The organism is Ureibacillus manganicus DSM 26584 (assembly GCF_000772945.1).
In the GTDB taxonomy this organism is placed as follows: domain Bacteria; phylum Bacillota; class Bacilli; order Bacillales_A; family Planococcaceae; genus Ureibacillus; species Ureibacillus manganicus.
On record NZ_JPVN01000009.1, the window covers coordinates 106,305 to 128,702 of the forward strand.

The following is a 22,398-nucleotide window of genomic DNA, read 5'->3' on the forward strand; positions in this document are numbered from 1 at the left end:
CCTACCGTTTTTTTATTCAACAATACTTATTAGTTTACATAATAATATTATATATAATTTTTATTTTTCTGAATGGTATCAATATTTTTGTCGAATATTAGAAATAGTAATATATAAGGAGGAATTCTCAATGAAATATATACTAATAATAATTTGTTCTCTGTTCTTTTTATCAGCATGCGCTACAGCACAAAGCCCATCTGATAAAGAAAATAATATACAAGAAGAACAGGTAAATGAAAACATAAAAGAATCCAAAGATGAAAGTCAAGGTGAAAAAAAGGAAGAACAACAGGGTTCTGTTGATGAAGATATTGATTATACTAAATTCTTTATGCCAGATAATTCAACATCCTACTTTTTAGGTGAAGGTAATGAATACGCAACCTTTAATGTCCATACAAAGTGGTTATCTGATCGATTTGTTGCTCTAGTTGAAAACAATGGTGGCGCGGTTATGTTAAGAATTTATAAAGTAATGGATGAATTTAACAAAATCGATAAAATATACGATGAAATGATTGAAGATCTGCCCAATAATGTCCAATATCCTTCAGTAGACGAACTTAATAGTCTACCTGCAATTGAAACGTACTTAAATGGCCCAATTGAAGTTGGAACAACTATTGGAAAATGGAAAATTACTGAAGTTGATATGACACTTGATACACCATACCAAACATTTGAACATGTGTTTGTACTTGAGGAAACATCAGAGAACTATATTAATCGGAAATACTTTGCTTTTGGTTATGGAGAGATTAAGCGAGAGTCAATTATGCATAACGAAGGTGCAGAAGATTTTATTGTGACTTCAACATTAGAAAACATTGAAACTGCAAAGTAATATCAACTTCCCTATTAAGAAAATTAAAAGAGGCATTCATAAATGAATGCCTCAGAATTAACGATTATAATTTTAATTTATTAAAAATTAAAGTTTTACAACGTTAGCAGCTTGTGGTCCGCGGTTGCCGTCTACAACTTCGAATTCCACTTTTTGACCTTCGTCAAGAGTTTTGAAACCTTCACCTTGGATTGCAGAGAAGTGTACGAATACGTCATTTTCTCCTTCAACTTCGATGAATCCGAAACCTTTTTCTGAATTAAACCATTTTACTGTACCTTGTTTCATTTAAAAAAACCTCCAAAAAAAATTAAAGTTAACAATAAATCCACCATTTTCAGTATAAAAAAAATCACACACTACTTAGAGTACCGACATAACACCGATCACTCTTTTGTAATATGTGAATCATTTATATCCGGTCAAGCAATTTTATTGTTAATTTCATTATACCATCATTTTACACCTTGTCAAACGGATTTATTCAAAATTGTAGTAAATTTTCAATTATTTCTGTAAATTGAATAAAATTTTACTCATTCTTTTTCAATTATGATCCCATGATAAATTTGAGCATCATCTTCACACGCTTCACAATATTCGCGTTCCTCATGTGTCCAGAAAGCATAGTACTTTTGATTTTTTATATTTTCATAAGGGAACTTTTTCCTAAATTGCCCAAGTTTTTCTGCTAGAGCATTCTCAAACACTTCTTCAGCTTCAAATTCTTCAATAGAAACAATATAATCTTGCCATCCATCAAATTGCCACCAAGGCTCATAATCGGCTTTCATGTAAATGATTTTAAACATATTTATTTGATCCTTCCTTTTTTCAATAAACAGTGCTGAATTAAATTAAAATTATACTAACTGTTTTTTATACAATATTTTTGATAGAATATTGTTAATAAATTTAAACCATTTTTCTGTAAATTGCTCGTATTTTGAACTGACAATTTGAGATTACAAAGATTTTGACTGTTTAATGTTAATCAGCCTTCAGTATCATTCCATCTTTACAGTAATTCACACCGGAGTTTATTAGTTAGGGACTATCAAGACATACTATGATAAAAGCTAAAACAAATGATGTAACATATATTATGATAAGAATGGAAGCAGATTGAAACTTTTTCTTTCAAAAAAACGTATATAAGCATATAAAGTAAGGAGGTACGAGTATGTTAGGAGCAATGAATTTTATTACAAGACACGCATTTAACTTTTTAATTAGTTTAACTGTTTTTGTATTAACAGTACTAAACTTCGATTTGGGTATCTTTATCGTGCCGATGATTACTATTTTGACATATTATGTTAGTAATAAATCGATTAAATTTATACAAAAGTCCAAGAAAAGCAAAGAGCTTGGATTAACCCGTTCTGAATTAAGCCATATCGAAAAACAGTTAAAATTAGCAAGAGGTAATATTTTTTCGTTAACTCAACAATATATTAAAGTTCGATCAATTACTTCATTTAAAATTTTAAACGACATGACTAAATTGGCTCGAAGAATTTTAAATATAGTACAAACAAGTCCATCTAAGTTTTATTCTGTACAGGATTTCTTTTATTCCCATTTACCATCCGCTGTTGAATTGACGAGTAAGTATACTTTACTTACCCAGCAACAATTAAAGGATATGGAAATTCAACTTGCTTTAGAAGATACACGAAAAACTTTGAAAGATTTGCATGGAACAATGGAAAGTGATTTAAAAATGGCTTTAGAATCAGATTTAGAACATTTAAAAATGGAAATCGATTATGCAAAATTATCAAATGACAAAAACCGTAAACAAATTAATTTTAGAGGTGACATTGAATGACATTGGAAAAGAGCTCAAATCATAATTCTAGAGTGAATAGTACGAGCTCTTTTTTTGATGGTTCAAACGAGGAGGTAATTTCGAAGGAAAATACACCAACACTCTTCACCTCTCTATCAGAAGAAAATCAAAAAAACGCATTGTATATTGCCAGTACTATTGATGTATCACAATACAACTCTGTACTTCAGTTCGGTGTTGAAGCACAACATAAATTGAAACATTTTACGAATAATTTACTTGTTCAAGTTCAACGAAACGATACTTCTCCAATACGCGAAGTACTTTTTAAATTAATGGAACAACTTGAAAAGATAGATCCTGATACATTATTAGAAAATAATAAAGGCTTCTTTTCAAAATTATTTAATCGGTCGAAAACTACAATTCAAGAACAAATATCACATTATAAAAGGTTAAGCGTTCAAATAGATCGATTAAGTATTCAATTGTTACATTCTCAAAAAGGATTATTATCGGATATAAATATGCTAGAGGAATTGTATAGATTAAACGAGGAATATTATCATAATATCAATATTTTTATTGCTGCAGGTCAGCTAAAAAAGCAAGATATGATGACAAACCAGCTTCCAAAGTTACAAAATGAAGCTATCGAAAAGAATGATCTAATTAGTAAACAGAGGCTAAACGATTTTATGCAAGCTATTGAGTGGTTAGATAAACGGATCTATGATCTGCAATTATCCCGTGAAATTGCCATACAATCTGCCCCACAAATTCGGCTTATTCAACAAACTAATCGATTATTAGTCGAAAAAATTCAAACATCTGTTTTAACAACTATTCCTTTATGGCAAACTCAAATTTCAATCCTTGTAAATATTAATAACCAACGACGTATTAATATGACTGGACAGAAATTGATGGACGTTTCTGATGATATGATTCGTAAAAATGCAAGAATGCTTGAAGCGACTGCAAAAGAGTCCAGAAGACATAAGTCAATTACTCATACTGATATCGATGCATTTAAACAAACACAATTACAACTAATTGAATCGATTGAAGAAACATTAAGAGTTCAAGCTGAAAGTAATGTTCAACATGCAGAAATTGAAGCGAAAATGGAGCTACTTACACATAAGTAGAACAAAAACAAAAAACACGACTGAGCCTTTTGGCAATTAGTCGTGTTTTTTTAATTTACTCAGCAGAATCAAAATAATCTTTATAATATCCGCCAACTTTTCCAGTATTGTCTACTACGAAGATAAATTCTTCTGTTTCATTTTTCACTTCATATTCTTTACCAACTGTTAAAACGTTTGATACTAGATACTTTTCAGCGTTCGTATTAACACATTTTACTTTTCTAATTGTTGGTGCATCTTTCCATTTTAAATTTAACATAAAATTTACCTCACTTTAACTTTTCACAAATATAATTCTATTTCATATTTTATCCGATTTCCACTAATTTGTGAAATTATATCTAGTCGATTCTATTTGAAACGGTATTTTTTTCATGTTACCATTAACAAAAAGAGGTGTTTACGTATGTCTTTTGGCGGGTCTTTTAGTACCATACCAACATGGTTTTATATTGTTGCATTTATATTTGCAATTGGATTTATCATTGTTTCAGAATGGAACTCTAGAAGTTAAGGACGTTTCTACATAAAATATCCTTATTATAGATTGATTATAATATTGCATAATATACATATGAAAAAAATTGTTGAAATAATCAAACTGTAGAAATTTGCTTTACGATCACCGTATTTTTTTTCAAGATAAATAATAAATAACCCGATCATCAGGAATACTAACAAAATCCAAAAATAATGAATCACCAATTTGTAAAGGCCAATTAATACTGTAAAAATAATCAAAGAAGTTAGTAAACCATAATAGATATATTTTACCGCACTATTTTTTTCAAAATAATTTAATTTCCTTATGAGATACATTCTCTTGATAATTGAATCTGAAATTGCTCGACCAATAGCTAATGCTAAAAAAATGAATAAACTCCATGACGATGGTGAGTAAGTAAATGACCCATAAAATGCAAATCTCGTCTCGTTATCAGCTAGCTTACTATCAATGGAATACCATTGTTTTGTATCAATATTATAAAAAGTATGCTCATCAAACATCTTAAAGTGCTCGGTTTTTCCATTATCATACTTAAATAATAATTCAATAATAATTGAATCATGTATATAAGGTCTCGGATCTTCTATCTCCATAGGTTCCAATAAATCCATATACTTTTCAAAGTGCTCTAATACATGTAAATCGTTAATGGCAATAACATTACTATATAAACTTGATGGTTTCACTTTCGTTTCTTCAAAATCTGTATCTCTAACAAAATAGATTGCTTGTAATGTCGCCTGTTCATGAGCAGTTTGTATAGGTAACGTTTCATTTTGACCAATCCCAATAAGTATAAAGAGCAACCATAAAACTGCTGCAGTAACTAGACCCATCACAAGAGATTTCTCTCTATTTGTTTTCCTCATTTTCTTGTCGATAGTTTCCCAAGTATTTTTTTCCTTAATTTCACTTCGTGGAAGTTCGTTTAGTTCGTTCCAAATGGATCTCTCGTTATTCATCTTCAACAACCCCCTTCCATAGTTCTTTTAAATTCCTTATCGCCGCTCTTTGTGTATTTTTTACTTTATCTACACTCCAGCCTAAAATTGTTGCAGTTTGCTCTATAGAAAGTTCTTCAATTTTCCTTAGGATCAGTACTTCTCTATGTGGCAGTTTTAATTTTGATAGGGCATCAAATAGCTCTTTTCTTTCCTCATTATGTAAAATATAGTTCATAGCTGTATCTGGCTCACTTAAATCATATTTTTTTAGAAATGGTAGAAAGCTTATCACTTTTTTACGTCTAAAATAATCGTAAACAATGTTTCTTGCAATTTTTCGTAGCCATGTTAAGTCACTTGATTATCTTCGGAAATCATGAAGATTTTTGTATGCTTTTAAAAATGTATCTTGCATTAAATCTTCTGCTAGTTGTTCATCTTGCACAAGATAAAATATATATTTATAAATGGTTCGATTATGTTCTAAATATAACTTCTGCACAGAAATCCCCCTTTCCTAATACTATAGACGAACAACTTCCAAAAAAGTGTAAATAAAAATAAAAAAAGACAAATCCCTAATAAATTGGAACTTGTCTTCAAACTTGTATTATTTTAATGTACGTTTTAAAAATTCCTTTGTTCGATCATGAACTGGATTTACGAGTACTTGACTTGGTGGTCCTTCCTCAACAATTACCCCTTTATCCATGAAAACGATACGGTCCGCCACTTCTTTTGCGAACTCCATTTCATGAGTTACGATTAACATCGTATTCCCTTCATCTGCAAGTCTACGCATGACTTTTAAAACTTCCCCAACCATTTCAGGGTCTAATGCTGAAGTTGGTTCGTCAAATAACATAACATCTGGATCCATCGATAGTGCACGTGCTATCGCTACACGTTGCTTTTGACCACCAGATAACTGACTCGGTTTTGCATTAATATATTTATCCATACCTACAATTTCTAAAAATTTTAATGCATTCTTTTCAGCTTCTTGTTTCGAACGTTTTAACACCTTTTGTTGTCCAACTACACAGTTTTTTAATACATTATGGTTATTAAATAAGTTAAAGCTTTGGAATACCATACCTAAATGTGTTCTGTGCTTGCTAACATCATGATCTTTATCTAAAATGTTTTCGCCATTATAAATTATTTCACCGCCAGTTGGTGTTTCTAGTAAATTAATACAACGTAGTAAAGTAGATTTTCCCGAACCCGATGATCCAATTAAACAAACTACTTCACCTTTGGCAACTGAGAAGTTAACATCACGTAATACTTCATGATTTCCAAATGATTTGTTTAAATGTCTAATATCTATTACTTTTTCCATTTGTTACTCCTCCTTACGCGCTCTTTTTATCTGATTGAAAATTATAGTCTTTTGGACCATCAAGTTTCTTCTCAAATAAACGTAATAATTGTGAAGCAGTGAGCGTCATAATTAGATACATCACACAGGCAATTAAATATGAATCTGCAGTTTTATAGTTAATACTTGCAATCGTTTTAGTAACAAAGAACAACTCTGTAACACTAATTACACTTAATACAGCAGAGTCTTTTATGTTCATTATCAATTGATTTCCAGTAGCAGGTAGTATATTTCGGATTACTTGAGGTAATATAATGTGAACCATTGTTTGGAAATGATTCATACCAATAGCTTCCGCAGCTTCATATTGACCTTTTTCAATAGATACAATACCACCTCGAACATATTCAGCCATATATGCACCTGTATTTAATGAAACTACTAAAATAGCAGCTAAAAATCGGTCCATTACAAAACCATAAGCAGCAATACCATAGAATACAACCATCGCTTGTACAATCATTGGTGTACCACGGAAGATTTCTACATAAACCGATAATATGAAGTTAACGATTTTTAATAAAAATGATTTAAAGGATTTTTTACGTAATGGGATAGTATGCATTACTCCAATAAATAATCCGATAAGAGCACCAATAATTGTACTAAAAATTGCTATTAACAGTGTAATATAGGCACCTTTTAAATAATTTGGCCAGTTTTGTTCTAATATTGAGAGTATAGACTCTAAACTCATAAATATCCTCCTAACAACATACTGTTGTATTAAAGTGGACACTGACTATCATTTGATAGTCAGTGTCTTGTTAAATGTTTAGTTTTTATTTTGGTTGATTTTGAATAGCCGTGTCCATTAGTTGTTGTCTTTCTTCTTCTGAAATGTCAGCTAACGCAGCATTAATTTTTTCTAAATTTGCATCACCTTTACGAAGACCAATTGCAACAGCAGCATCTGCTTCGCTAATTTCAAAACCATCTTCTAATTCAATAAATGTAAATTTAGAGTTTGCAGAAGTAGAAGAAATTGCTTCAGGTCTTTCTGCCACATAAGCATCAATTACTCCAGTGTCTAGAGCAACACGCATTTCTGTAAAGTTATTCATAGCTACTTCTTTTTGTACATTTGGGATTTGGTCAATCACGTTATAATTTGTTGTACCTAACTGAGAAGTAACCTTTGCACCTGCAAAATCAGCTAATGTTTTTGCATTTGCATATTGGCTGTCTGCTTTTGTTACAATTACAAATTCGCTTAAATAGTAATTATCAGAGAAATCAATAGCTTGTTTTCGTTCATCAGTTGGACTCATACCTGCGATAACTCCATCGATTACATTTGTTTGTAATGCTGGAATTAATCCGTCCCAATCAGTTTTCACAATAACTAATTCTTTACCTAAAGCTTCAGCAACACGTTTAGCAATCTCAACGTCATATCCACCAGCATATTCATCAGAACCTTCAATTTTCACAGCACCATTTGAATCATCATTTTGTGTCCAGTTAAATGGAGGGTAACCTGCTTCTAAACCAACTTTGAATACTTCTTTTCCTTCACTTGTTTCTTTCGATGATCCTTCTTCAGCAGAACCACACGCAGCTAAAACTAGAATTGCAAAAAGTGTAGTAAACATAAACAGTAGATTTTTTTTCATACTTTTTCTCTCCTTTTTATATATTTATAGGTATATATGAAAAAACGACCTAGAAGATTCTAGGTCGCGTGTATGTAATATACCCTAATCCTCAGTTATTCCCGTTTAGAGATAGCACAACTCAAGTACGTTGGGAAACTATACTTGAGACAGTCCTGCAGTTATTCACTGCAGACCCAGCATAAAGCATTGAGCTTACTTTACACTTCGGCGATATCTCCTTCTTTTTCATTTCATCGTTTGCTCGAACTCTATGAAAAACTAATAAATATCGCGCCTCTACCTCACATGTAAATAAGTGAGGTTACTATTAAATTGATACCCTAATATTACGCTAGTGTAAACATAATGTCAATATAATTTGTCAAAAAACTATCTTAAATGTCAGAATAGTATATTGTTAGAATATTCCCACTAGTTAAATTATACGTATTCATTGTATTTGAAATTACGATAAAAGCTCTAGCGAATATGTTCGCTAGAGCTCGGAATTTATTATGAATTTAATAAAAGATCTTCTGGATTTTCAATTAATTCTTTTACTGTTTTTAAGAAGCCAACTGAATCTTTACCATCAATGATTCTGTGGTCATATGATAATGCAACATACATCATTGGGCGGATTTGTACTTCACCGTTAACAGCAACTGGACGGTTTACAATTGAGTGCATTCCTAGAATACCAGCTTGTGTACCGTTCATAATTGGTGTAGACATTAATGAACCAAATACACCACCATTTGTAATAGTGAATGATCCACCTGCCATATCGTTAAGTCCTAATTTTTTGTCGCGAGCTTTTTTAGCTAAGTTTGCGATATCTTTTTCAATTTCAGCAAAGTTTTTGCTATTAGCATCACGAACAACAGGTACTACTAAACCTTCTTCTGTTGATACTGCAATACCGATATCAAAGAAGTTATTTAAATGAATTTCATCGCCAACGATTTGTGCGTTAACGTATGGATATTTTTTAAGTGCTGCTACTACAGCTTTCGTGAAGAATGACATGAAACCTAATTTAATATCGTTTGATTTTACGAATTCTTCTTGTTTACGTTTACGTAATGCCATAATATTTGTCATGTCAATTTCGTTAAATGTAGTTAACATTGCCGTAGATTGCTTAACTTCTAATAAACGTTTTGCAATCGTTTGACGACGACTCATTTTTTCGATTGTTACACGATCAGATTGAGCTGCTGGTGTAAACACTACTGGACCATTTGTTGTAGCTACAGGAGCTGCAACTTGTGCAGCTACTGGTGCTGTTCCGTGAGCTGCAACGTCTTGAACTCTTACGCGACCTTGTGGGTCAACTGGTGAAATTGCATTTAAGTCAATGCCTTTTTCACGAGCTAATTTACGTGCTGCTGGTGAAGCTACTACACGGTCATTAGAAGTTTCTTCAACTACAGGTGCAGCTACAGGTGTAGCAGGTTGTGCAGCAATAACTGGTGCTGGTGCTTCTGCAGGTTGAGCTACAGCTTGTGGAGCTGGTGCAGCTCCCTCACCTGCTTCAACAACTGCAATTACTTGCCCTACTAAAACTGTATCGCCTTCTTCAGCAAGAACTTGAGTTAAAATACCTGCTTCTTCAGAGATTATTTCAGCATTTACTTTATCTGTTTCTAATTCAACGATGAACTCGCCTTTTTCAACGCGATCTCCAACTTTTTTTACCCATTGGGCAATTGTTCCTTCTGTAATCGATTCTGCTAATTCAGGGACTTTAATTTCAGCCACTTTCATATCCTCCTTTAATTTCATGTATGTTCAACTAAAACATACATGCTTCACTACTAATAATAGCAGTAAAACTATCTTTTATATCATTTACTTACGCGAAAGCGTCTTCAATTACTTTAGCTTGAGCTATTTTATGTGAATCTGCGTCACCTTCAGATGTTGATGACATTTCTGGACGACCTACATATTTAACTTTTTTGCCTTCCGCTAAATCTAATAAATATTCTAATGCATACTTCCAAGGACCTTGGTTTTTAGGTTCTTCTTGTACCCAACGAATTTCTTTTGCATTCGGGTATCTAGAAATAATTTCAGATAATTTTTCTGAAGGGAATGGATATAATTGTTCCACACGTAAGATGTGAGTATTTTCAAAGCCTTCCCCGTCTTTTACATGTTCAGCCAAGTCGATTGTTACACGCCCTGAACCAATTAAAATACGCTCAACCTTTTTAGCGTTTTTACCTAATCCTGGTTGCTCAATTACTTCTTGGAATGCACCTTCAGATAGATCTTCAATAGATGCCGCTGCTAAAGGATGGCGAAGTAATGATTTTGGTGTACCAACAACTAAAGGACGAATTGCATCCGTTTCTAACATTTTTGCTTGTCGACGTAATAAGTGGAAGTAGTTCCCTGCATTTGAACAGTTTGCAACAATCCAGTTGTTTTCAGCAGATGATTGTAAATAACGTTCGATACGTGCTGAAGAGTGTTCAGGACCTTGACCTTCCATACCAGTTGGTAACAGAATTACTAATCCTGTTTTTTGTCCCCATTTAGAACGCGCAGCAGAGATGAAATTATCAAACATAACTTGTGCCATATTTGCAAAGTCACCGAATTGACCTTCCCAAAGTGTTAAAGACTTGTTATGTTCTAAATTATAACCATATTCAAATCCAACAATTGCAGTTTCTGTTAATGGTGAATTATGCACTGCAAATGTAGCTTTTGAACCTGAAATGTTGTGTAATGGTACAAACTCAGCACCACTGTTTTTATCGTGCAATACTAAATGGCGTTGTGAGAATGTTCCACGCTCTGCATCTTGACCAGTAATTCGAATTGGGTTTCCGTCACGTAAAGTTGCTGCAAATGCTAACGTTTCAGCATGACCCCAATCAATTTTACCAGTTTCAACTGCTTCTACTCGTTTATTTAAAATTTTAGCTAGTTTACTTTGTGGTTCAAAGTTTTCTGGCCAACCTAATAATTCATTATTTATTTGAAGTAAATCTTCTTTTGGTACCGATGTATTAAATGCAGGAATGCTGTTTTTCACTGCATCTGGCATTTCGATATCTAAATGATGACCTTTTTCTTCGCCAACTTGTTTCACGTGGTCATAAGAAGCTTGCATTACACCATAGATTTCTTGATCTAGTTTTGCTACATCCTCAGCTGTAACGATACCTTCATTTGTTAATTTTTCACCGTATAGAGCACGAACAGTTGGATGTTTAGAAACGATTAGGTATGTTAATGGATTCGTAACAGTTGGATCATCCGTTTCATTATGACCAAAACGACGATAGCCGATTAAATCAATTAGAATATCTTTTCCAAAAATTTGGCGATATTCAAATGCAAATCTTGCTACATTTGTTACTGCTTCTGGATCATCAGCATTTACGTGAACAACTGGTATTCCATATCCTTTAGCTACGTCAGAAGAATATCGTGTTGAACGAGAATCATAGTGTTCAGTTGTAAATCCAATCATATTGTTTGAAATAATATGAACAGATCCACCTGTACTGAATCCTTTCGTATTTGCATAGTTGAAAGTTTCTTGAACGATACCTTCACCAGCAAACGCAGCATCACCATGAACTAGAACAGCAAGAGCTTTCTTCGGATCATAAGTAGGATATCCAGGTTTTGATGTATCTTCTTGTGCTGCACGAGTAGAACCTGTCACAACAGGGCTTACAACTTCTAAGTGTGAAGGGTTATAAGCTAGTTTTACTTTTAAGCCAGATTTTTTTGTATGTGTAGCACCCATATGGTACTTCACGTCACCCGTCCAACCTTTAGTAATTTCTAAAGAACCATCTTCCGGTAAGAAATAATCATTTGGTACATGGGCAAAGTCCGCAAACATCATGTCATAAGGTTTGTTTACAACGTGTGTTAGTACATTTAAACGTCCACGGTGTGCCATACCGATTTGAAGTTGATTCATTTTTTCTTCATCAGCTAATTTCACTAACTCATCAAATAAAATGACTAATGTATCTAGTCCTTCAATTGAAAATCGCTTTTGACCGACAAATGTTTTATGAATGAATTTTTCAAAGTCTTCAATTCTTGTTAATCTTTCTAAAATTGCCTTTTTTTCTTCAGTTGTTAAGTTTTGTTTTAATGAACCTGATTCAATTTTTGATTGAATCCAGTCGCGTTCGTTTTTATCATCAACGTGAGAATATTCGAAACCGATTTTATCAGTATAAATTGAACGTAAAAATTCAATTGCTTGTTTCCCATTGGAAACGTTTACAGGCGTAATCGTAAAGAAAAGTGAAGCAGGCATTGCGCTTAAATCTGCATCAGTTAGACCATAGTAATTCAAATCTATTTTAGTAGTATCTAATTTACGATCCTTTAATGGATATAAATCAGCAGCTAAATGACCATAAGAACGAATTGCATCTGCTAATTGTACAGCTGCAAATACCTTTGTCATGTTACCAGGTTGAGCGCTAACACCCTCTGTAGCAACATAACCTTCTTCTTCCACAATAGGAGCACCAAATTGTTGGAATAATGCTATTAATTCTGGATCAACTTCTTCAGGTGATTGTAGGTACAAATCATATTGTTCCATTACATAACCTAAGTTTGGACCTGAGAATGCTGACCAAGGAGAACCAACAGCTAAAACATTGTTCGACATGAGAATAACCTCCAAATTTGCCACATGGCAGTTCCTTGTTTCATTTTAGTTATAACAAATTTCACCATGTTTCACCAATCGATTTTTTCAATCAATTTGATATCCAAAAGGAATTGTTTAACATGATGAACGTTATTTTTCAATTCAATCTTACTACTCTACACAAAAAATACAACTCTTTTTAAATAAAAAGGCAATATTATTTAATTATTCCAAGAAAAAGGTACATGTTAATTAAGAAGATTCTAAAATTAGAGAGGAATACGTAATGTAAATATTGTTCCCACCTCTATTTTACTTGAAACCTCTATTTCTATGTTATATTTTTCAGCTAGCATTTTCGTTATACTTAACCCTAATCCAGTCCCACCTCCAGTATATTCTCGAGAATCGTCAACACGATAAAATCGATCGAATATTCTATGGATATTTTCCTGTTCGATACCTATTCCATTATCTTTAATGGTAATAAAAATATTTTCAGATAAATAATGTACTTTCACTTCTATAAGTGGTTTTTTAACGTTATATCGTATGCCATTTTCCATTACATTGCGAACAATTTGTGCAAGTGCATTATCAGTTATTGGTGCAGGTTTTTCTTCACCAATAGATTGAATTAAAATTTCAGCACCTTCGTGAATTACTTGAAGTTCAGTTTTTACTGAGCTCAAAACTCTTTCCACATTTGCAAGTGCATATTCATCTCGTTTTCCCCTTCGAGCTAAATCAAGCAGTTCTTCTATCATTTTTTTCATTCTTTGCACTTCTAAAATGGATGTTGTCAAAGACTCTTCTAACACATCTGGGTCTTCCTTCCCCCACCTCTTAATTAAGGATAAGTGACCTTCTATTGCTTGAATTGGCGTACGTAATTCGTGTGATGCATCAGAAACAAATTGTTGTTGTTTATCAAAAGATTGTTGTAATTCTTCCATCATTGAAAGATATATCTTTAGTAGATCACCAATCTCATCATCTGCTTTATAGTTAAATTGAATGGGTTCATCAAAACCCTTTTCCTTTACAGTAATCATCGAGTCGCGTAGATCTTCTAACGGCCTCATCAATAAATTTGACAAATAAGAACTTATTAATCCTGCAATAAAAATTGCACCAATACCCGCTATTAACATCACTGTTAGCATATATTTCATCATTGAATTAAAAGTGGCCAGTGGGTGAACTAATTGCATATATCCATGGAATACACCGATCTGAACAACACGGCTAACGACAATCACACTTTCTCCGTTCACAGTTTCGTTTGATACAGCAGTATTTAATAATTCCTCTAATGTAAGCTGAACTTTGGCTGCTGGCGACTGATCATTAATCCTTAATACTTCATAGCCATCCATATTAAAGATGCGTACAGTCTGATTTTGGTTAATAATTGACTTCATTAAACCTGTATTATTTTGTAATTCCCTTAAACTCATCGAATTACTTTGTGTATCAAAAAAAGTCGATAAATCATCTACTGTACGAATTGCATTTGTTTGTTCATTATTATATAACCACGTGTGCAAGGCAAAATAGATCACTGTACAAATTGCTGCGTAGCTAATGAATAAGACTAGAGCTGTTAATAATGTCCATTTCTTTTTTAATGAAAGGTTCATAAAGTACTTTATAAATTTCATTCCCTCACCACATAACCAACACCGCGCACCGTTTCAATAATTTGTTCTTCATCAGTTTTTAATTTTGAACGAAGGTGTCGAATATAGACATCTACTACATTCGTTTCTACTTCAGATTCATATCCCCAGACAGATTGTAAAATCATCTCCCTAGTACAAACTCTGTTTTTATTTTCACATAATAATTTCAGTAAATCATACTCAGTTTTGGTTAATTCAAGCTTGTTATTCCTAAAATACACTTCATATGAACTAGGTTTAATAAGAACTTCACGCACTTGGATTATATGTTCATTATCATCATTTGTTTTCACTCGTCGTAAGATTGAACGAATTCTAGCAAGTAACTCTTCTATTGCAAATGGTTTTACAATATAATCATCTGCTCCTGCATCTAAACCAGCAACTCTATCCATTACTTCATCACGAGCAGTTAGTAAAATAATTGGTACATCTGACATGGCTCGAACTCTTCTACATACCTCGATACCATTAAGTTTTGGTAACATGACATCTAGTAGTATGCAATCATATTTATCCGTCAACGCCTTGTCCAACCCATCTCTACCTTCAAATGCAACTGTTACATCAAACTGTTCATGTCGCAATTCAAGTTCTATAAAACGGGAGATTGTTTTTTCATCCTCCACTACAAGTATTTTTCTAGTCAAAGTATTCACCTTCCATCTAGATAAGGATTTCTACCTACATATAATAGAATGAGCCACATTTTTAAGTTTAACTTAAAATGTGACTCTTTTACATTTTGAACTCTTGAGTTAAGAAAGGAAAGATGCCGTTACTTTTCTAACCTCATTGATACAATCTTCATAAAGTAATTGCTCATGAGTATACTCTTTACTTTTCAGTTTGTACTGATCTTCTTTTATTTCGAAAACATAACTAGCAATAATTGTCGCATTCCCAATTAAAGTTAACTCATAATCGCCATTATTTTCGAATACTCTACATTTCACAAAACCGCCAGGATTAAAAACAGTAATCGTATCGCCTTCTACTATATGATTCATTTTTGCTACTAAAGCAGATGCTGTCATAGCTGTACCACAAGCGTTTGTAAATCCAACTCCACGTTCAAAAGTTCGGACAAAAATTGTGTCACTTTTCATAGGAAATGCATAACTTACGTTTATGCCATCAGCACAATAGTCATTTGGTCCATTTAAGGATCTGGCTAATATTGATTGGTGAGTATTACTTGCAATATGTGACTCGTCGACTATTCCTATTAAATGCGGATTAGGTACTGAAACAGCTGTAAATTTTATATCGGGTGAAAATTCTTCAATAATCTGATGTTGAATTTCAGTTTCATCTTTATAAATCATAGGTAGACTAGTTAATCTAAAAGACACGGGTGAAATTTCTACTGCATATGTGGGAATTGTACCAAAAATAGGTTCTTCTTTTTTAACTTTTAAATTCGCTTTCATAGTCTCGATGATTGCTTCATCTTTTCCTGTTTTTTCACAAACATGTCTTGCAACACAACGTAAACCATTTCCACACATTGATGCTTCAGAACCATCAGCATTTATCACTCTCATTTTTGCATCTGCTTTTTTAGAAGGTAAAACGAGCAATAATCCGTCTGCTCCACCTTCATTTCCCTCATTGCATAGCCATTTTGTTAAACTTGCCCAATCAAATTCCATTTCATTATCTGTTTCATATAAATAAAAAGTATTTCCAGAACCATGCACTTTAAAAAACGTTCTTTCCATACAACACACTCCTCAAAATAAGATTCTTCTATCATAATGTTAGAAAATTACAGAATCAACTTATTTTTTATAAAAATTTGTTCTTAACATAGTTTACATCCGTTAACAAAGATTTCACATTTTTTTAGCTAAATTCCTATTGCAATAGAATATTTTTTTATTATATGATACTTCTACAAATCACTTATTTTAGCTTATTAATAATTAGTTATTAGGTAAGCAAAATAAGGACTTCATTTCTCCAATTATGGATTGAAATGAAACATGTAAATGAAGATAGAAACTCTAGGGAAACGATGGAGGATGATTCTGCCATAGTTTAACGCCTAGTTTTTTTTAGGTTATTTTTATTGACTGTTGCCCAAAGATTATTAGCAACAATCCTAAAAGGAGGCGTAAGAATGTTAAAACACCGTGATCTTTCAGAAACAAACGAACTATATCAATTAATGAGTCATCCTTCAGTTTTTCCATATGTTCGTCAGAAGGCTACTTCAGCTGAGGAGTATTTGTTTATGACGAAACAACTAATTGAAGAAGAACAATTAGGTTTGACGATTTCCCGAACAATCATAGACAATTATGGTCAACCGATTGGAACAATAAACTTATATGATATTGAAGATGGAGCTGGATTTTTAGGAACGTGGATTGGTATTCCATTTCAAGGTATGGGTTATAACCAAACTGCAAAGAAAGAGTTCTTAACTGAACTTTTCTTTCAACATAATATTCACACGGTATTTTTAAGAATTAGAAAAGGAAACGAAAAATCAAAACGCGCCTCCTTGAAATTGCCGTATATTATAGACGCAAGTGAAACTCATCAAGCACTTTACAATGAGATTAATGCCGGTGAGGTAAAATTTGATTTATTTAGAATTCCAAAAGATCTATTCTACTTAGTAACAGCCCATGAAATGAACGAAGAAGAAGAACAAGCAATGTAGAATAAATAATAAAAGGGGTGTACTGAAAGTTTAACTTTCAATACACCCCTTTTAAATACTTATTTTTCGAACTTTACTATTAACTTAACCATTTCGTCAGGTGTTTTTGGACTTTCTGCGACTGTCATAGATTGAATCATTTTTGGTTTTTGCTCTACAAGTCTTTTAATGGACTTTAGAAAAGTATTTTTTGTTAATTCTTCTTCTTCTAAAACTAAAGCGAAGCCTTGTTTTTCAAAGATTTTTGCATTTAATATTTGGTCACCACGACTTTTAGTTGCAGATAATGGTATGAGCAACATTGGCTTTTTTAAAGCTAAAAATTCGAAAATCGAATTAGATCCTGCACGAGAAACAATAAAATCAGACAATTGTAGTAAATCAGGAAGTTCATTTGTTACATAATCAAATTGTTTGTAGCCTTTTAAACTACTTAGTGTTTGATCAACATTTCCTTTACCACATAAGTGAATAATGTTAAATTCAACAAGTAATTCTGGTAGATTGCTTCGTAGAGCTTCATTAACGACTACCGATCCTAAACTCCCCCCCATGACTAGGAGAACTGGTTTATCGTTATCAAATCCACAAATTCGAAGTGCAGTACTTTTTTTACCTCTAAACAATTCTTGCCTAACAATTGACCCTGTACAAGTTGCTTTTTCACTAGGTAAATATTTTAGTGTATCTTCAAAAATTGTAAATATATGCGAAGCGAATGGTAGTGCAATTTTATTTGCTAACCCAGGAGTTACATCCGATTCATGAATAACTACTGGGATTTTCGCCATTTTTGCTGCAATTACGACTGGGACAGATACAAATCCCCCTTTTGAAAAAATTATCGTTGGCTTAATTTTCCGAATAATAGACGAAGCTTGCATAATTCCTGCCATTACTTTAAAGGGATCTGTAAAATTCTTCATTGAAAAATATCTACGAAGTTTTCCACTTGATATACCGTGGTATGGAATTTCAGGAAAACTCCCAGTAATTAGTTCTTTTTCAATTCCATCTTGTGACCCTATATAGTGTACATTATAACCCTCTTTAAGCAATGAGGGGATGATGGCTTGATTTAACGAAACATGACCGGCTGTTCCGCCACCAGTTAATATAATTGATTTTTGTTTCACAGTTATTCTCCTATCTAAGTAAAACTTGACGATATCACAAGGATAAAAACAGATGTTGATTTATTAATTTTCATTATTGTTATCTATGCAACGAACATTCCGTAAATGATGCAACTATCAATCAGATTTTAACATATATATGGTATGTATAAATAGGGCAAGATTTCAAAGTACATAAGAAAAGCCCAACAAGTCAGGAACTTGAGGGCAAGTAAGAACCTTATAATTGAATAAATTGTTGTGTCCAGTAATATCCACTCTCTACGAATCCTACACCAATATGAGTGTAACTAGGATTCAAAATGTTTTGTCGGTGACCAGGTGATGCCATCCAAGCTTGAACAACTTGTTGTGGTGTTCTTTGCCCTTGAGCAATGTTTTCACCCGCTGCACGATATGAAATACCTGCTGCTTTTATTTGGTCAAATGGACTACCATAAGTTGGACTTGTATGTGAGAAGTAATTATTATTTGACATATCAACTGATTTTGCCTCTGCCACATTCATTAATGGTGAATGAATTTCTAAAGGTGCTAGACCTGCTTTGGAACGTTCAACGTTTGTTAACTCTACTACTTGTCGCTCAAAGTTGGACACAGCCGCACTTTCACTTGTTGGCTCGGTTGGTTTTGATACTTGTTCTTGCTTTGTATTTGTTTGTTGGTTATTTGATGGTGTTTGATAGTAATTTGAATTATTTTGTTTTGGTTGTTCGTTTTGTTGTACGGGTGCTTTAGTTGTTGTGTTTTGTTTAGGTGTTACATCAGTCTTAGCTGTTTCTGTTTGCTTAGGCGTTACATTAGGTTTAGCTTCTGTTTTCGGTGCTGCTGAAGTTTTAACTTCAGCTTTTTCTTTTTCTATAACATTCGAATTCTCGTTGGTAGATTGGTATTTTGAAACAATACTCGTTACCTCAATTTTATGTAATGCTAGATTCACAACCTGCTCTAGTTCTATATTTAACAGTCGCTCTAACGTGTTTTTAGTCATCGTTAATTTTTTATTAAAACTTTCATATTGGTTGCCTTCACTAGCCGATAAGTTTTCAATAGAATTTACTATAAATTCTTCATATTGATCTAAATTCACCGCTTGGGCATTAAATAAAAAGGATTCGTTTATAGCCAAATTATTAGTTGCCGAAGCGGCGTTTGCAGTAGGGATTTGTGTTGCAAATAATGCTAATGCACAAAATGGGATAAATATTTTTTTCATTTTGTACTCCTCCTTTCATATACCAATCATAAACCAGAATTTTTGTCATAATTGGTCCAATATTTGGAGGAAGTTACAATTTAACAATATATAATTGATTTCAAGGGTTTTTTCGTATAAATGAATGAAAATGTTTCCATTAAATCTGATTATTTCTAAGTAAAAGCTATTGACAGTTTGGTAGATTACAATTAGATTCTTTAACTATTACAAAATTACATTAAGATTACTGCGAATCTTGTCCAAATATTTGAATTTGATCTAAATTTTCTCCAATCATAACAATTTTCGGCTGCATTCTTATATATTCAGGTAACCATTGAACTAATCCATAAGCATATTGGAATAGCATAGGATTTTTCATCCCTTCAATGGGTACATACCCCTTCATTCGATAAACTGTACTTGGTAGTGTACGAATCCATTCTTCAAATTGATCTTGGGTAAAGCTCTTTTGAAATTCAACTAAGCGTGAAGTTAAATGCAAATGAACACCAATTTTAGCCGAGTGAATGTCGTTTTTATTATTTGTTACTGTAGAATGCAATTTTTCTAGTAAATGTAAAGGTACACGGCCATTCGTAGTTTGTAAGATAAATGCATTCGAATTTACATTTTGAATTTCAAATACTACTTTTGCTTGCTCTGATTCAGTTAACAAATCTATTTTATTTGCTAACAATAGATGTGCATGTCGAATTTGTTCTAAAAATAAGCTTTTAACTTGGGGTGATAACTTATCTCTGTCTAACCAAAGCTTACTATCTGCTACAGTTACAATTCCTTTTATATTTAGCTGTTCCGCAAACAAAGGTGAATATACCGCATCTAATGCTTCTACAGGATGAGCCGCACCTGTAGTTTCAATGAGTAAAACATCAAATTGTTCGTTAGCTAGCAAAGTTTGGATCTGAGCTTCGGTTTTTTCACTACCTGAACAACAAATACATCCTTCTAGCATTTCTTTTAACGGAATATCTTCCTCAACAGATTGTGAGTCAAAATTCAATTGACCAAATTCATTCATAATTACTGCTGGTTTAAGTCCTTTTTCTTTCAATTGTCTAATTACATCAGTTAACATAGAGGTTTTTCCACTACCTAAAAAACCACTAAATAAATAAACATCTTTCATAATTTTCCACTCCATTTCGTTTCTATAAAGAAAGAGCTGTTCATGTTCTAAAGGAACAATGCAGCTCTTTGTGTGTTATAAAAAATTATTCATTTTCGTTTGCAGTTTCTTCCGCCAATAGTTCTAGTGCTTTTAAAATATGCGGATCTTCATCTTTAATTTTCTGTCTTAATGCGTCCATGATTGCATATGTTGTATCTCCAACAATTGTGCCTGTTTGCTCCAAATTATGATCTGCTTGGAATTGTTCAACAGCAGTTGTTGTAGACTCATCAAATTCATTATCTACTGTCCCTACATTATAGCCTAAAACTTCTAACATTTTCTCAGCATTATTCACCGTCGTTGACATAGTGCCTTCTTTCAACTCAGAATTAGGGTCTATAAATGTAAGTTTTGCATATTCAGGATATTGTACTTCAAAATCAGGTGTGATACCTTTTTCATTTACCCAATTTCCATTAGGTGTCAACCATTTACCAGTAGTATATTTTAAATTTGAACCATCTGGTTGATAGCTCACAGTTTGTACTGTCCCTTTACCAAAAGTTTTTAAACCAACAAGCTTTGCTTTTCCAGATTCACTTAAAGCACCTGCTAATATTTCAGAAGATGATGCACTTCCGTTATCGATTAAGACTACCATTGGAAGGTCATATTTTTTTCCACCTTCTGCAAGTATTTGTTCAGTTTTCTCATCACGCCCTTGTACTTGTACAACAGGCTTACCTTTTTCAATAAATAAATTTGCAATATCAAGAGCGGATGTTAAGTAACCACCTGGATTTTGGCGTAGGTCAAGAATAATACTCTCCATGCCTTCTTTTTCGAATTGCTCTAGTAAAGCTTTCATATCAGCAAACGTTTTTTCACTAAACGATGTCAATTGAATATGAGCAATTTTGTCTTCTCCCATTTCGCCATATACGGTTTCAATCGGAATTTCATCGCGAATAATTGTAATTTCTTGTAGATTGTCACTTTCACCACGTTGGATTGTTAATGTTACAGGAGTATTTTTTTCCCCACGAATTAACAACACAGCTTCTGTTGCACTCATCCCTTGAATACTTTCACCATCAACTAATAAAATAACATCTTCTGGAAGTATTCCCGCTTTTTCAGCTGGTGAATTTTTAATTGGGGAAACAACTACGATATTTCCGTTTCTTTCTTGGATTTCTGCACCAATCCCTTCAAAACTTGAAGATAAGTCTGAATTAAATTGGGCTGCTTCTTCTTTATTCATATAATCTGAATAAGGATCACCAAGTGCGTCGAACATTCCATTAATCGCACCATGGATGATTGTGTCATCATCGACTTCAATATAATACTTTTCTTTTAGTTCATCGTAAGCTTCATATAACTGCTTAAATTCTTCTCTGTCAACCTGCTTAACTGTTTCAACCACTTCAACAACTTTTTTATCACCAAAAGTTAATGCAAAAATTGTTAAGCCAGCTGTCAATAAAATCGTTATAAACATTACCATTATGAGTGTGAACGGTTTTATTTGAATATAGTTTTTTGCTGGTTTGTTTTGTTGTTCTTCTTTCTCTCTATCATTCTCTAAATGATTTTGTTCTTTTTGGTTTTGTTCATCCATGTTTTATTCACCACTCTCATTTACACTTAACTAGAAAGACGTATCTCCATATTAACAGTTTC

The 22,398-nt window shown here is 32.9% G+C and carries 21 protein-coding genes, 1 pseudogene and 1 riboswitch; of the genes and pseudogenes, 4 read left to right on the forward strand and 18 right to left on the reverse strand.

Going from position 1 to position 22,398, the window contains the following annotated elements; all coding sequences use genetic code 11:
• Positions 1-130 precede the first annotated feature (130 nt).
• Positions 131-847: a hypothetical protein gene (locus CD29_RS08985; protein ID WP_036185595.1), complete on the forward strand. Its 717-nt coding sequence runs from the start codon at positions 131-133 to the stop codon at positions 845-847.
• A gap of 87 nt (positions 848-934) precedes the next feature.
• On the opposite strand, the gene CD29_RS08990 is transcribed toward CD29_RS08985, so the two are convergent.
• A complete protein-coding gene (locus CD29_RS08990; RefSeq protein ID WP_036179813.1) occupies positions 935-1,135 on the reverse strand; it encodes a cold-shock protein in 201 nt (66 codons plus the stop codon).
• 248 nt (positions 1,136-1,383) lie between these two features.
• Positions 1,384-1,659: a DUF1033 family protein gene (locus tag CD29_RS08995; protein WP_052124085.1), complete on the reverse strand. Its 276-nt coding sequence runs from the start codon at positions 1,657-1,659 to the stop codon at positions 1,384-1,386.
• A gap of 371 nt (positions 1,660-2,030) precedes the next feature.
• On the opposite strand from CD29_RS08995, the gene CD29_RS09000 reads away from it, so the two are divergent.
• The gene (locus CD29_RS09000; protein WP_036185599.1) at positions 2,031-2,681 is read left to right on the forward strand and encodes a 5-bromo-4-chloroindolyl phosphate hydrolysis family protein; all 651 of its coding nucleotides are present in this window, start codon (positions 2,031-2,033) and stop codon (positions 2,679-2,681) included.
• On the forward strand, positions 2,678-3,793 hold the full coding sequence (locus CD29_RS09005) for a toxic anion resistance protein (protein WP_052124086.1): 1,116 nt from the start codon (positions 2,678-2,680) through the stop codon (positions 3,791-3,793). The genes CD29_RS09000 and CD29_RS09005 overlap by 4 nt, the downstream gene beginning before the upstream one ends.
• 55 nt (positions 3,794-3,848) lie before the next feature.
• Here the strand turns inward: CD29_RS09005 and CD29_RS09010 are convergent, their stop codons facing one another.
• The 12 genes and pseudogenes from CD29_RS09010 to dapF all read right to left on the reverse strand — a co-directional run bounded on the left by CD29_RS09010 (position 3,849) and on the right by dapF (position 16,290).
• Positions 3,849-4,055 (reverse strand): DUF6501 family protein, encoded by a 207-nt coding sequence (locus tag CD29_RS09010; protein WP_036185602.1) that lies wholly within the window; start codon positions 4,053-4,055, stop codon positions 3,849-3,851.
• A gap of 281 nt (positions 4,056-4,336) precedes the next feature.
• Complete coding sequence (locus CD29_RS09015) at positions 4,337-5,266, reverse strand: hypothetical protein (protein ID WP_036185604.1); 930 nt, start codon at positions 5,264-5,266, stop codon at positions 4,337-4,339.
• Positions 5,259-5,585 (reverse strand): annotated as a pseudogene (locus tag CD29_RS19670) (RNA polymerase sigma factor); the annotation flags it as partial. The pseudogene CD29_RS19670 and the gene CD29_RS09015, both read right to left, overlap by 8 nt.
• A gap of 24 nt (positions 5,586-5,609) precedes the next feature.
• Positions 5,610-5,750, reverse strand: coding sequence for an RNA polymerase sigma factor (locus CD29_RS19980; protein WP_169716171.1), 141 nt, complete (start codon positions 5,748-5,750; stop codon positions 5,610-5,612).
• Positions 5,751-5,858: 108 nt separating this feature from the next.
• Positions 5,859-6,593: an amino acid ABC transporter ATP-binding protein gene (locus CD29_RS09025; RefSeq protein ID WP_036185608.1), complete on the reverse strand. Its 735-nt coding sequence runs from the start codon at positions 6,591-6,593 to the stop codon at positions 5,859-5,861.
• A 13-nt stretch (positions 6,594-6,606) separates the two neighbouring features.
• Entirely contained in the window at positions 6,607-7,332 is a 726-nt protein-coding gene (locus CD29_RS09030) for an amino acid ABC transporter permease (protein ID WP_036185615.1), read from the reverse strand.
• An 85-nt stretch (positions 7,333-7,417) separates the two neighbouring features.
• Positions 7,418-8,251 (reverse strand): transporter substrate-binding domain-containing protein, encoded by an 834-nt coding sequence (locus CD29_RS09035; RefSeq protein ID WP_036185618.1) that lies wholly within the window; start codon positions 8,249-8,251, stop codon positions 7,418-7,420.
• Between the two features lie 104 nt (positions 8,252-8,355).
• Positions 8,356-8,541, reverse strand: a riboswitch (Lysine riboswitch).
• 205 nt (positions 8,542-8,746) lie between these two features.
• Positions 8,747-9,997 carry a 2-oxoglutarate dehydrogenase complex dihydrolipoyllysine-residue succinyltransferase gene (gene odhB, locus CD29_RS09040; RefSeq protein WP_036185620.1) on the reverse strand — a complete coding sequence of 417 codons (1,251 nt, stop codon included), beginning with the start codon at positions 9,995-9,997 and terminating at the stop codon, positions 8,747-8,749.
• 94 nt (positions 9,998-10,091) lie between these two features.
• Positions 10,092-12,899: a 2-oxoglutarate dehydrogenase E1 component gene (locus CD29_RS09045; protein ID WP_036185622.1), complete on the reverse strand. Its 2,808-nt coding sequence runs from the start codon at positions 12,897-12,899 to the stop codon at positions 10,092-10,094.
• A 251-nt stretch (positions 12,900-13,150) separates the two neighbouring features.
• The gene (locus CD29_RS09050) at positions 13,151-14,545 is read right to left on the reverse strand and encodes a HAMP domain-containing sensor histidine kinase (protein ID WP_036185625.1); all 1,395 of its coding nucleotides are present in this window, start codon (positions 14,543-14,545) and stop codon (positions 13,151-13,153) included.
• Positions 14,542-15,216: a response regulator transcription factor gene (locus CD29_RS09055; RefSeq protein ID WP_036185627.1), complete on the reverse strand. Its 675-nt coding sequence runs from the start codon at positions 15,214-15,216 to the stop codon at positions 14,542-14,544. The genes CD29_RS09050 and CD29_RS09055 overlap by 4 nt, the downstream gene beginning before the upstream one ends.
• 108 nt (positions 15,217-15,324) lie before the next feature.
• Positions 15,325-16,290 carry a diaminopimelate epimerase gene (gene dapF / locus CD29_RS09060; RefSeq protein WP_036185629.1) on the reverse strand — a complete coding sequence of 322 codons (966 nt, stop codon included), beginning with the start codon at positions 16,288-16,290 and terminating at the stop codon, positions 15,325-15,327.
• Between the two features lie 401 nt (positions 16,291-16,691).
• On the opposite strand from dapF, the gene CD29_RS09065 reads away from it, so the two are divergent.
• A complete protein-coding gene (locus tag CD29_RS09065) occupies positions 16,692-17,240 on the forward strand; it encodes a GNAT family N-acetyltransferase (RefSeq protein WP_036185643.1) in 549 nt (182 codons plus the stop codon).
• A gap of 59 nt (positions 17,241-17,299) precedes the next feature.
• Here CD29_RS09065 and CD29_RS09070 read toward each other — a convergent pair whose 3' ends face one another.
• The 4 genes from CD29_RS09070 to CD29_RS09085 all read right to left on the reverse strand — a co-directional run bounded on the left by CD29_RS09070 (position 17,300) and on the right by CD29_RS09085 (position 22,336).
• Positions 17,300-18,376 carry an undecaprenyldiphospho-muramoylpentapeptide beta-N-acetylglucosaminyltransferase gene (locus CD29_RS09070; RefSeq protein WP_036185648.1) on the reverse strand — a complete coding sequence of 359 codons (1,077 nt, stop codon included), beginning with the start codon at positions 18,374-18,376 and terminating at the stop codon, positions 17,300-17,302.
• Between the two features lie 220 nt (positions 18,377-18,596).
• The gene (locus CD29_RS09075) at positions 18,597-19,592 is read right to left on the reverse strand and encodes a CAP domain-containing protein (RefSeq protein ID WP_036185650.1); all 996 of its coding nucleotides are present in this window, start codon (positions 19,590-19,592) and stop codon (positions 18,597-18,599) included.
• Between the two features lie 226 nt (positions 19,593-19,818).
• On the reverse strand, positions 19,819-20,727 hold the full coding sequence (locus CD29_RS09080) for a CobW family GTP-binding protein (RefSeq protein WP_036185656.1): 909 nt from the start codon (positions 20,725-20,727) through the stop codon (positions 19,819-19,821).
• Positions 20,728-20,812: 85 nt separating this feature from the next.
• Complete coding sequence (locus tag CD29_RS09085; protein ID WP_036185658.1) at positions 20,813-22,336, reverse strand: lmo1851 family serine protease; 1,524 nt, start codon at positions 22,334-22,336, stop codon at positions 20,813-20,815.
• Positions 22,337-22,398 lie beyond the last annotated feature (62 nt).